Raw genomic sequence first — 11,912 nt, 5'->3', positions numbered from 1 at the left:
AACGCGATCTCGATATAATGAGTCACTTTCTCTTGGAATGCCACTATGACTATTTCTCAAAAAGACTTAGAAAAAATTGCGCGTTTAGCTTATTTGGATACTGAATCTTCAGACTCTTCCCGGTTAACCCATGAAGTCAGCGCCATCATGGATTTTGTGGATCAATTACGATCAGTGGAGACCAAGAATGTAGCGCCACTTTTTCATCCTTTCGCTTTACATCAGCGCCTCAGAACAGACGAAGTAACCGAAGAGGATTGTATTGCTGAACTGGAAGCCATGGCGCCGGTGTTTGAAGACAACTTGTATTTGGTGCCTAAAGTCATAGAGTCGGATAAATAATTATGGAACAACTTTCGCTTACTCAATTATCCAAAGCCTTACATCAAGGCGAAATCTCCAGTACTGAATTAACGCAACACTATATTAATAAAATCCATGCCAATAGCGATCTCAATGCATTTATCAGTGTAGATGAAGAGTATGCATTAACCCAAGCTTATCAGGCAGATAAAGATCTAAAAAACGGTCAGGGAAAAGTGTTCACTGGAATTCCCATGGCTCTTAAGGATTTGTTTTGCACCACAAAAATGAAAACGACTTGTGGCTCCAAAATGTTGGCTAATTTTTATGCCCCTTATGACGCAACTCTGGCTATTAAATTAAAAGAAAAAGGAGCAATACTTCTTGGTAAAACCAATATGGATGAATTTGCTATGGGTTCTGCCAATGAAAACAGTTATTTTGGCCCAGTAAAAAATCCATGGGATAAAGAGCGCGTTCCAGGTGGTTCTTCAGGCGGTTCCGCTGCTGCCGTTGCGGCAGGTTTAATTCCCTTTGCTATTGGTTCTGATACCGGGGGATCTATACGCCAACCCGCGGCCTTTTGTGGTATCAGCGGCATTAAACCGACTTATGGCCTGGTCTCTCGTTATGGCATGGTTGCCTATGCATCAAGCCTGGATCAAGCAGGCCCCTTCGCTAAAAGCGCTGAGGATCTTGCTCTTGTTCTTCAAGCCATAGCTGGTTTTGATAAACACGACTCTACTTCCGTAGACACCTCTATCCCTGATTATAGTGTCGAAATCAATAAACCTTTCAATAAATTACGCATTGGTTTACCTAGCTGCTTTTTTCAGCCAGAGGTAGATCAAGGAATACAAAAAGCCATTCGTGAGGCCGTGAAACTCTTTGAGAGTCTAGGCGCTGAAATTGTTGAAATGGAACTAAAACTTCAACCATTATGGGTCCCCTGTTACTATGTTATTGCCTGTGCTGAGGCCTCCTCCAACCTTTCTCGTTATGATGGATTACGATTTGGTCATCGCAGCTCCAAAGCATCCAGTTTAACTGAATTAATCACTAGCTCCCGTAGTGAAGGCTTTGGTATTGAAGTCAAACGCCGAATTCTTACCGGAACCCATGTTTTATCGGCTGGATATTTCGATGCATATTACCTGCAGGCTCAAAAAATCAGACGCTTGATTCAAGAGGAGTTGGCAGAAAAACTGAACTCAGTAGACGTTATTTTAGGACCTACAACCCCAACTGCCGCCTTTAAACTGGGGGAAAAAATAGCAGATCCCATCCAAAATTATTTAGCTGATGTATTTACTGTAGCAGCAAATCTGGCGGGTTTACCAGCCCTGTCCATACCCACAGGACATGATAATAAGCTACCCGTAGGACTGCAATTAATGGGTAAGCATTTTAGTGAGGGTCGCTTGCTCAATATAGCTCATCACTACCAATTACACACCAGCTGGCACTTGGCCAGTCCAAACGAATAAAGGTGATTTTATGGAATGGGATACCGTCATTGGCCTTGAAGTTCATGCCCAATTAAAAACAAAATCCAAACTTTTTTCAGGCGCCTCAATAGCCTATGGTGCTTCTCCCAACACACAGACTTGTTTTATTGATGCCGGTTTACCTGGGGTACTTCCGGTATTAAATCAGCAAGCCATTGTAATGGCCATTCAATTCGGTTTAGCCATTCATGCAGATATTAATGACCTATCTATTTTTGAAAGAAAAAACTATTTTTATCCGGACTTGCCTAAGGGCTATCAAATTAGCCAGTTTCAGAAACCGATAGTCAGTAATGGCCAATTAATCATTAAACTTGATGATGGCAGTGAAAAAGCGGTTGAAATTGTCCGCGCTCATTTAGAAGAGGATGCAGGGAAATCCTTACATGAAATGCATGCTAATTTTACGGGTATCGATCTCAATCGAGCCGGAACTCCACTTCTTGAAATAGTAACGGCTCCCTGTTTGTATTCTGCTGAAGAGGCAATTAAATATTTAAAAACCTTACATCAATTAGTGCGATTCCTGGGAATTTGCGATGGCAACATGCAAGAAGGATCTTTTCGTTGTGACGTTAATCTTTCATTAAAACCAAAAGGTTCACCTGTACTGGGTACCCGAACGGAACTTAAAAATCTAAATTCTTTTCGCTATATTGAAAAGGCAATAGCCTTTGAACGGGCAAGACATGAGGATTTATTGGAAAGCGGTCAGCAAATTATCCAAGAAACTCGTTTGTATAATCCTGACACCGACTCCACTCACTCCATGCGCGATAAAGAAAATGAAAATGATTACCGCTATTTTCCTGATCCTGATTTATTACCCATCCAGGTCACCCGATTTCAAATAGCAGAAATTAAAAACAGCTTGCCTGATTTACCTGAAAAAATTTACCGTGAATTAAAAAACACCCCTTCATTAAATGATGAAGACATTAATTTTATCCTGTCCTCGCCAGCCGCTTATCAATTTTATAAAGAAGTAAAATCATCCAGTCATGCCACTGATAAAATAATTATCAACTGGTTGAAAGGCCAATATGCCGCTGCTTTAAATGAACATAATTTAACTTTTGAAGCTCCGCCAATATCCGCAAGAACCCTGTCTAATCTCCTGAATAAGGTGCAAGACAATATTATTTCTTCCAATATTGCCAAAAATATCTTTACTATGCTTTGGAATGGCGAAGAAGATGTTGATGCAATCATCAAACGCGAAGGCTATCAACAAATGAATGATAGTTCTGCTTTAGAAGAAATGATTAGAGCGGTAATTCAACAATACCCCGAACAGGCTGCTGAATATAAAGCAGGAAAAGAAAAACTCCTGGCATTTTTTGTGGGGCAAATAATGAAGCAAACGAAAGGACAAGCTAATCCTGAACAAATTAATGTCCTATTAAGAAAAAATCTATTATAAAGTATTCTTATCAAAAAATTACAAGACTTATGAACGAAATGGCTCGAAGCGAGCCATTTCCGCCCATGAACTAAAAAATTTGCCCAAAAACATCTATTTAACTGGTGCTTTTAATTTTGATACCCCCAAGTCTCCCTATCTTCAAATAAAATACTCCAATATGACTATAATTAATACAGCTTATTTCTTTATAAAAATGCTAAGTGAGCTACTGTATGACTGAGAAAAAGCATATCAATTTAGCAAGCTTGAGTGAGGCTGATGAAAAGTTATTACTATTACTTTTCGAGCAACATAATGAAACAGTAGGACGCCAAGTTTTTGGATAAGGCAACAGAAGCCCTTCTTTTGGATTAGTAATCCTGAACAAGAATTTAGAAGTGCATTGGTCATGAATAAAATACCGGGTAAAAGACTTGATGAAGTGATGGCAAAAATTGGTGATTTAACCAATAAACAAAAATTAAATCTAGGCAGATCTTTATTAGAATGTTTAGTGGAACATGTGCATACCAAAGGTAACGCGCACCGAGACTTGCAAAATCCTGATAACATACTGACAGATATCCAGGATCATGCGATTATCAATTTTATTATTGATTTTGGTGTAGGTCGAAGAAATAGCCATCGAGAAACAATAGATTCATTACAAGTACAAGATACATTTTATATTTCACGGTATGTGAACACTTGCCTAGAGTCGTATCTCAATAATGTAGATGATAAGAAATTGAGTCCCGCTCTTCGAAAAAAAGCCGATGAATTTCTTTTGATTACCAAGGACTGGGATCAAGTTGAAAATTTATCAAGCCAGGAAATATTAGATATGTTTGTGGATATATATAATGAATTAATTCCCCCAGCAGAGACGATGGGTTTAAATTTTTAAATGTCTACTAAGAAATCACTGGCACCGAGACCTATATTTAACCATCACTTGTACCAGGAAATTTTTTGAAAAAAAAGAGTCGGTCGATAAGCCGGGTTCTGTCGTGAGCAACCATTCATCTGGGACATACGTCACCATATGCCTCAAGCAACCTACCCGAATCCCGTACGGGCCGCACGTTATGACTTTGCAGTCAAATGGATTCCTATTTGGTCTTGCTCCGGGTGGGGTTTTCCCTGCCACGACTGTTACCAATCGCGCGGTGCGCTCTTACCGCACCATTTCACCCTTACCCGCTTGTTACAAGAACAAGCGGGCGGTATATTTTCTGTGGCACTTTCCGTAGGTTCACACCTCCCAGGCGTTACCTGGCACCCTGCCCTATGGAGCCCGGACTTTCCTCCCTTTGTTTTGAAACAAAGAGCGATTGCCTGACCAACTCTGGGAACGATAGTAACAGAGTGCCCAGCTAAAGACCACAAATAACGTTGAATTAATGCTGAAAAATTTCTGGAAGAAACCCAGGCTTAGAGATAATCACTAACTTAGAAATCACGAGTACCAATAAACTCATCATCAAAATAACGCTTCAATTTAGTACGTAAAGTACCGCGACTTACACCAAGAACTCGAGCAGCTTTTGATTGATTGTAACGAGTTAATTCCATAACTGTACGAAATAAAGGCGCTTCTACTTCTTCAACAATTAATTGATATAAGTTCAAATTGGCATCTTTATTACCAACGCTGGCTAAATAACCTTTAACCGCGCTAATAACTTGATGCGAAAGTGCCTCGTTACCTTGCACCACTTCTTGCATTACTGCATTCATTTTAATCTCCTAGTACAAATTAATGAATAATTATTAGGCCCAGTAATAACCCGCACCGAACACCATGTCCGATATAATATCAAATATTCCAAAGAGTGTAAACATTGTTTCAATGATATTCATTTATTAAGGGAAGATTAAGGAAAATTATTGTATCATTTTCGAGAGGATTGTAAAAATAATTGTATGATTTTTTTAAATATTTTGACTAAATAATACTATAAAATAAGAATGAATTAATTATTGACTATAAAGGTAAAGATTTAAGCAGAAAACATCAAAAAACGCATTGAAATCTCACGATTATTCTTAAAATAATCTTTATTGAATGTTAAGTTGAGTCCTGTAGTCGTCAAGCCTGAAATATTGTCAACTTTCTCAAATATAGTCCATAATCCTGGCTCAGGAAGACACCGTCATCCTGAGCGAAGCGGGGGTTCTCCATTTGTGGGTACAGTGTTCCTCCCAGGAGATCTCTCGCGAACGCTCGAGATGACGTGGTGGGGTTCCGGATTATATGACTCGTTCGCGATAGAAAGGATTGGGAAATACACCGTCATCCCGAGCCAAACGAGAGATCCACTTGCGGGCACAGTGTTCATCTCTGGAGCCCTCTCGCGAACGCTCGACGACTTGGTGGGGTTCCGGATGATATGACTCGTTCGCGATGGAAAGGATTGGGAAATACACCGTCATCCCGAGCGAAGTGAGGGATCTCCACTTGCGGGCACAGTGCTCATCCCCGAAGATCTTCGCGAACACTCGAGATGACGCGGTAGAACTCGGGATGGCGTGGTAAGGTAAATGCAAACGTTTTAACAATCATCCAACAGTAAAGCTCTCGCCACAACCACATTGACCTGTTTGATTTGGATTATTAAAAATAAATTTAGAGTTAAATCCCTGCTTTACATAATCAACCTGCATATCCTTAAGAAATGGATAGCTTGCTTTATCAATGCACACCAGATAATCCCCGGATAAAGGCATGATCATATCTCCTTCCAGAGGAATTTTTACATAATCAACAACATATGAAAATCCCGAACATCCTGTTTTCTTGACGGATAAACGGACACCCACATGTTCTGCATTTTTAGCTAAATACGAAATCAAGTGGTTTTTAGCTGACTCACTAAAACTAATTCCAGGTTTTTCTGTAGTATGCTGTATTACGACGCTCATGATTTATAATCCTCTAATTTCTTCTTCATTAAAGTCACCACTTCTTTATAAGCATCCTCAACTTGTAATGCAATGGGATACTGGTGAGTCGGTATTTCCAATTCTTTAATCAATGTCTGGTAGTTGATTAAAATAAGACTTCCTAATTCCTTGCCCTCGGTATGTCGACACAACCATTCAAGAGCTGCAATGACATAGGGATTTCCCGTTGCTCGGAAACAAGCCTTATTAACCAATGCGTTTTTAGTACATTGCAGATACAATTCTATTTTAGTGACACTCTGATTGTTTTGACTGCTTCTAAAATGCACCGTTAAAGGAGAAGCTAAATCAATGACGCCTACATGTTTCGGCAGAAAAAAACAATCCTCTACTATTTCATTATACATCTTTATTATACATCATCGTGGTGATATTTCATGCAATCGCTTTACTTGTGAACAGATTATAGCAATAGCTTGCTGAATTTGCTTCTCCTCGGTAAAACGTCCTATTGCTAATCGGATTGAACTTTGCGCCAATTCGTCAGACAATCCTAATGCTTTTAATACATAAGAAGGTTGAATACTGGCAGAGGAACAGGCCGAAATTGTCGATAGAGCTAATTCTCTTAAAGCCAACAGTAAAGAATCCCCATCAATCCCCGCGAAGCTCATATTCAGATTACCCGCAAGTCTCTGGTGCCCGTGTCCATTCAACTGAATTCCCGGTAAATGTCTAATGCCTTCCCATAATTGATTGCGATAATTTAAAATGCGGACTTGTTCTTCCTTGCGTTCACTTTCCGCTAAAGAAAATGCCGTCCCCATACCCACAATTTGATGAGTGGCCAAAGTTCCTGAACGAAAGCCACCTTCATGGCCTCCTCCAAAAGTCTGCGCTTGTAAACGAATTCGTGGTTTACGACGTATGTACAGTGCGCCTATACCTTTGGGGCCGTAATTCTTGTGGCCAGAAAAAGACATTAGATCCACCGAAAGCTGATGCAGATCGATCTCGATTTTGCCAGCACTTTGCGCAGCATCTACGTGAAAAATAATCCCCTTATTACGGAGTAATTCACCTATTGCAGCTATATCCTGAATGACGCCGATTTCATTATTAACATGCATAATGGATACTAAAATTGTATCTTGACGTAGCGCCTGTTCCAGTTTTTGAATGTCCAACAAGCCGTCGGATTGAGGATCAAGATAGGTCACTTCGAAGCCTTCTTTTTCCAGCTGATGAAAACTGTCCAGTACCGCTTTATGTTCGGTACTCATAGTCACTAAATGCTTTCCTTTATTTTTATAAAAATGGGCAGCACCTAAAATCGCCAAATTATCCGACTCAGTCGCACCCGAAGTAAACACGATCTCCTGCATGGATGCGTTGATTGAATCAGCAATTTGCCCACGAGCTCGTTCAACAGCCAAAGCCGCTTCTTTACCGTAAATATGGGTTGTCGATGCGGGATTACCAAAATGTCCCTCAGGTCCTAGATATTTTATCATCTGCTCCACTACGCGTGGATCAACTGGCGTTGTTGCCATATAATCAAAATAAATCGGCCTATTGATCATCCTAATCGCTCCTGCCCTTTTTGCTGGCCCACTCCAATGATTTTTGCACCTGACTTAACATCCCTCTTAAAATACTGACTTCCATTTTTTCTAAATTGGTTCTATTAAATAATCGTCGGACCCTTTGCATTAAACGTCGTGGATGTGCAGTTTTCAAAAATTTAATTTCAATAAAGACTTCTTTTAAATGCTCGTAAAACTGCTCTATCTCATCTGCAGTAGCATATTCATCAGAACGCATCGTCACTTCTGCTTTAGGTGATAACAATTTCATACGCAACTCATAAGCAACAATTTGTACGGCCTGGGCCAAATTAAGAGAGCTGTAGTCAGGATTACTCGGTATATGAATATGATAATGACATTTTAGTAGTTCTTCATTAGTTAGACCAGCATGCTCTCGACCAAAGACAATGGCGACCTGGGTATGATCTGATTGTTGACTCACCAATTCAGCACTGGAGGATGGAAGTAAACCGGGCAAAGACAAACCACGAGGTCGTGCGCTGGTTGCCAATACTAATTGACATCCCGCTAATGCTTCTTCCAAAGTCCCAGTGACCACAGCCTGTTCTAAAATATCATCAGAGCCAGCTGCCATTTCTTTAGCTTTATAGTCAGGAAAAGATTTTGGCGTAACCAGGTATAGAGAATTCAAACCCATGGTTTTCATTGCTCTTGCTGTTGAACCGATGTTACCAGGATGAGAAGTAGAAACTAATACGATACGAATGGAACTTAACTTCATAAAAAAACTTATATTTAATACAATATCTAACTATATCACAGCATTTATTGATTAGACTTCTCTCTGAATAAAAAAAATGTGGTAGAATCGCTGGTTTTTTAAATAAAGAGTATATTCATGGAACCACTTTTAAATATTGCAGTGAACGCCGCACGGCAAGCAGGCGAAATAATTATCCGTCACATGGAGCAAGTGGACCGTCTAAAAATCACCGCTAAAAACGGTCATGAGTATTTTAGTGAAGTGGATATCAAAGCAGAGCAAGCGATCATCAATTGCATTCATAAAGCATATCCGGGGCATGGAATCCTTGCCGAAGAAAGCGGTGTTCAAGATGGTGATGGAGAATCAATATGGATTATTGATCCTCTTGATGGAACCTCCAATTATTTACATGGCTTCCCTTTTTTCTCAGTATCTATAGCCTTGAAAATTAAAAATAGAATTGAACATGGAGTAGTTTACGATCCGCTTCGTCATGAATGCTTTGCTGCCAGTAGAGGTAGAGGAGCCCGCTTAAACGATAGAAGGATACGCGTCTCAAAACAAACTCAGCTTAGCGCCTCCCTTTTAGGTACAGGTGTTCCATTCCGAGATGTGGCTTTAGCTCAACGGTATTTACCCACTTTTGAAGCCTTATTGGGTAAATGTGCCGGGATAAGAAGAACAGGCTCTGCAGCCCTTGATTTGGCCTATGTTGCAAGCGGTCGACTGGATGGATTTTGGGAGTTTGGTCTGCGTCCCTGGGATATAGCTGCAGGTTCTTTATTAATCAGGGAAGCTGGCGGATTGATCAGTGACTTACAAGGAGGAGATGATTTCCTCAAAAACGGAGATACAGTTGCCGGAACACCCAAAGTATTTAAATCGCTCCTGCAAACCATCTCTCCTGCTCTAAAATAATCTACTTATTAGCAGGTGGCTTGGCCGCCTGCTAATGAATAACATTAAAAAAAATTTTAATTTGCTCTAGTAGACCATGTATATGGTCTTCATCCTGCGAATCCGTTAACCCGTTGCAAACTCCCAAGCACTCCATTCTCCTTAACCCTGACTATGATTTAACTGCTACACTCTACTAAAATGAGTCTATTGAATTTAATATTATTTTTCTTTCTTAACACACAGGACTAATTGGAGGAAAATTCCAATGAAGAAATCTACTTTACTTTTACTCGTCCTATTAGGGATGTATGATTATAAAATTTTTGCAGCCAATTTCACCCTTGAAAGTCCTGCATTTAAATTAAATACGATGATTCCGGCGCGATATACCTGTAATGGGGATGACCAGTCGCCACCTTTAACCTGGCAGAATGCTCCGGCTAATACTCAGTCATTTACTCTTGTTGTTGAAGATCCGGATGCACCCTCCGGAGTATGGACTCATTGGGTTTTGTTTAACATACCCCCTACTGTCACTCAACTGGTCGCTGGAAGCTCGGTTCCTGAAGGCTCTTCCCATGGACAAAACAGTTGGGGCAGTCCTAATTATCGTGGCCCCTGCCCTCCTTTTGGAGCGCATCGTTATGTTTTTAAATTATATGCTCTGGATACTTTATTAAGTCTTGATAATGGCGCAACCAAAGATGAAATACTGCGAGCAATGACGGGACATGTTATTGGTAGTGCCGAATTGGTCGGGCTTTATCAAAAATGAAATGGTACTGGTAGCATAAGCCATGTGGTAATGAGAACGCCACCGGACTGTTTTTTATCGTCAAACAAAATTGCGGCATACGCGTTAAAATAAAAACAGCGTATGCCAATCAAAGAATTTAAGGGGTAATTGCGCGAACGCAACGCACACCACGTTGCTCAAACTTATCATCAGGCCCCTGCTGAGTTAGACCACCGGTAGCAAGTATTTGTACCCATGCCCCGCCAGTAGGATTAGAGGAAGCCTCTGTAGAGGACCAATAGACACCCAAAAGATTATTGATAGCACCATTGTCGATCAAGTTTGATTGCATGTTTTGCAGCGTCGGTGTGACCTGCGTCCCACAACCGCTTCCACTCGCAGTAGCATCGTATCCCATTTCACAAATAGCCGGTAAATACCAGTCCGAATAGCCGTCAATTGGAATCTTACACTGCCCAGCTGCATAAAAAGATAAATTAACAGCAGGATAAAAAGCCACAATTACCCCAGTATTACAAAAACCCTCTGTATTCCCATTACAAGGTGGGGCAACGGAGGTTTCCAAGATGCCGGGTATATTATCGTTAGCTACATCACCGCTGGTTCCGCCATTCCCGTTAGAACTCCATATAACTCCTGTCATAGCAGAAACCTGATCCTGAAGTGTCGCAACTTTCCCACCAATACTAGTAGTATTTGGGGTAGAATCATTAATAGCAAATACATAACCCGATTGATACATACTGCCATAAGTGAGAATATTTATTGTCTCTGTTAATGTATTGGTATTATCGCCGGCAACAGTAAGTGTAATGGGCGTCGGGTTATTAACCCCCGGTGGAGCGCTAGGTGTTGAACCTGGTGTAATCATCAACACGCACGTATCACCCGGTGCAATCGTGGCGCAAAAACTGGGCGCTATAGTGGTGCCTGCTGGAAATGCTGGTGATAAATTTAAGTTGACATTGATTGCGGCATTCGGGCCGGTATTTGTAATGATTATTTTTCTTGGCTCACCATTGGTTGCAAGTGCCAAAGTTGATACACTAGCGGTTAGTGTCGCTGCACTCAGTGCAGCTGTCCTAATGTCCAGATTCTCGCGAGAATCGGGTTGATAGCATTGGAGTGGGTTACCCTGTTGGCAGATTACTGGACCACTAGTAACGTTGTGCTGTAACGCATTGGCGGTTACAGTCAAAGTAAGGATGCAAGATTCGTTATACCCGATTGGAAACTGTTGAGTCGCATTCAAACATTGCCAACTTGCACTAATACCGGGAATAGGTGTCATTACCAAGGTATGAAGTTTTCTGGAATTATTGGTGACCAGGTACTTAATAATTGCACTGCCATTGGCTGAAAGTAAAACATGGGAAGGAAAGTGTTCTTTATCTGCTTGGGTAATGGACCATAGAGGAGTTCCTGCGTTACTAATCGTCATAAAAGAAAAAACCACCACGCTCATCAACAGCTTAATTATCCATCGACTCCGGCTCATTATTGTTTTCTTCCTTGTCAGTTTTTATTTAAAAATTATTACTTATGACCTCGTTAAACTATATTAATAACATGGCCATAAACAGAATTTATTACTGGCCTTTAGTCTTTTTTATAAAGCTAATAAACCGTTTTTCTCTAATTTTTAAAAAAGGCTAAAGTCCAACAGATTATATGAAAAAATAAATAAAGAATAGCCCCAAACAACAATCACTTAGGTATAATTATTCTGTAAAAATTCTTATAAATTACAAGAGGGAATTAATGGAGTTAAAGTCATGGAGCAACAATCCTTAATCAGATTATGGCCCCATCGAGA

12 protein-coding genes and 1 other RNA gene are annotated in these 11,912 nt (G+C 40.4%); 6 read left to right on the top strand and 7 right to left on the bottom strand.

Going from position 1 to position 11,912, the window contains the following annotated elements; genetic code table 11:
* Positions 1 to 45 precede the first annotated feature (45 nt).
* The 4 genes from gatC (at position 46) to LOX96_RS06210 (ending at position 4,123) form a co-directional block, all read left to right on the top strand.
* Positions 46 to 342: an Asp-tRNA(Asn)/Glu-tRNA(Gln) amidotransferase subunit GatC gene (gene gatC, locus LOX96_RS06225; protein WP_250421595.1), complete on the top strand. Its 297-nt coding sequence runs from the start codon at positions 46 to 48 to the stop codon at positions 340 to 342.
* Positions 343 to 344: 2 nt separating this feature from the next.
* Positions 345 to 1,790, top strand: coding sequence for an Asp-tRNA(Asn)/Glu-tRNA(Gln) amidotransferase subunit GatA (gene gatA, locus LOX96_RS06220; protein ID WP_250421594.1), 1,446 nt, complete (start codon positions 345 to 347; stop codon positions 1,788 to 1,790).
* 10 nt (positions 1,791 to 1,800) lie between these two features.
* Positions 1,801 to 3,234, top strand: coding sequence for an Asp-tRNA(Asn)/Glu-tRNA(Gln) amidotransferase subunit GatB (gene gatB, locus LOX96_RS06215; RefSeq protein ID WP_250421593.1), 1,434 nt, complete (start codon positions 1,801 to 1,803; stop codon positions 3,232 to 3,234).
* A 391-nt stretch (positions 3,235 to 3,625) separates the two neighbouring features.
* The gene (locus tag LOX96_RS06210; protein WP_250421592.1) at positions 3,626 to 4,123 is read left to right on the top strand and encodes a protein kinase family protein; all 498 of its coding nucleotides are present in this window, start codon (positions 3,626 to 3,628) and stop codon (positions 4,121 to 4,123) included.
* A gap of 71 nt (positions 4,124 to 4,194) precedes the next feature.
* On the opposite strand, the gene rnpB is transcribed toward LOX96_RS06210, so the two are convergent.
* The 6 genes from rnpB to trmJ all read right to left on the bottom strand — a co-directional run bounded on the left by rnpB (position 4,195) and on the right by trmJ (position 8,454).
* Positions 4,195 to 4,566: RNase P RNA component class A (gene rnpB, locus LOX96_RS06205), an RNA gene on the bottom strand.
* A 102-nt stretch (positions 4,567 to 4,668) separates the two neighbouring features.
* Positions 4,669 to 4,956 carry a helix-turn-helix domain-containing protein gene (locus LOX96_RS06200; RefSeq protein ID WP_250421591.1) on the bottom strand — a complete coding sequence of 96 codons (288 nt, stop codon included), beginning with the start codon at positions 4,954 to 4,956 and terminating at the stop codon, positions 4,669 to 4,671.
* Between the two features lie 822 nt (positions 4,957 to 5,778).
* On the bottom strand, positions 5,779 to 6,141 hold the full coding sequence (locus LOX96_RS06195) for a HesB/IscA family protein (RefSeq protein WP_250421874.1): 363 nt from the start codon (positions 6,139 to 6,141) through the stop codon (positions 5,779 to 5,781).
* Positions 6,138 to 6,530, bottom strand: a complete 393-nt coding sequence (locus LOX96_RS06190) for an iron-sulfur cluster assembly scaffold protein (RefSeq protein ID WP_250421873.1) — start codon at positions 6,528 to 6,530, stop codon at positions 6,138 to 6,140. Before LOX96_RS06190 ends, LOX96_RS06195 begins: the two co-directional genes overlap by 4 nt.
* Before the next feature lie 12 nt (positions 6,531 to 6,542).
* On the bottom strand, positions 6,543 to 7,706 hold the full coding sequence (locus tag LOX96_RS06185; RefSeq protein WP_284498323.1) for an IscS subfamily cysteine desulfurase: 1,164 nt from the start codon (positions 7,704 to 7,706) through the stop codon (positions 6,543 to 6,545).
* 1 nt (position 7,707) lies between these two features.
* Positions 7,708 to 8,454, bottom strand: a complete 747-nt coding sequence (gene trmJ / locus LOX96_RS06180; RefSeq protein WP_250421872.1) for a tRNA (cytosine(32)/uridine(32)-2'-O)-methyltransferase TrmJ — start codon at positions 8,452 to 8,454, stop codon at positions 7,708 to 7,710.
* A gap of 117 nt (positions 8,455 to 8,571) precedes the next feature.
* Here trmJ and LOX96_RS06175 point away from each other — a divergent pair, with 117 nt between their 5' ends.
* Positions 8,572 to 9,357: an inositol monophosphatase family protein gene (locus tag LOX96_RS06175; protein WP_250421871.1), complete on the top strand. Its 786-nt coding sequence runs from the start codon at positions 8,572 to 8,574 to the stop codon at positions 9,355 to 9,357.
* A gap of 247 nt (positions 9,358 to 9,604) precedes the next feature.
* Positions 9,605 to 10,114 carry a YbhB/YbcL family Raf kinase inhibitor-like protein gene (locus LOX96_RS06170; RefSeq protein WP_250421870.1) on the top strand — a complete coding sequence of 170 codons (510 nt, stop codon included), beginning with the start codon at positions 9,605 to 9,607 and terminating at the stop codon, positions 10,112 to 10,114.
* Between the two features lie 118 nt (positions 10,115 to 10,232).
* Here the strand turns inward: LOX96_RS06170 and LOX96_RS06165 are convergent, their stop codons facing one another.
* Positions 10,233 to 11,594, bottom strand: coding sequence for a DUF1566 domain-containing protein (locus tag LOX96_RS06165; RefSeq protein WP_250421869.1), 1,362 nt, complete (start codon positions 11,592 to 11,594; stop codon positions 10,233 to 10,235).
* Positions 11,595 to 11,912 lie beyond the last annotated feature (318 nt).

Source organism: Legionella maioricensis (assembly GCF_023618015.1).
GTDB lineage: Bacteria > Pseudomonadota > Gammaproteobacteria > Legionellales > Legionellaceae > Legionella > Legionella maioricensis.
Note: the sequence above shows the minus strand (reverse complement) of the source record. Positions and strands in the feature narration are given on the sequence as shown.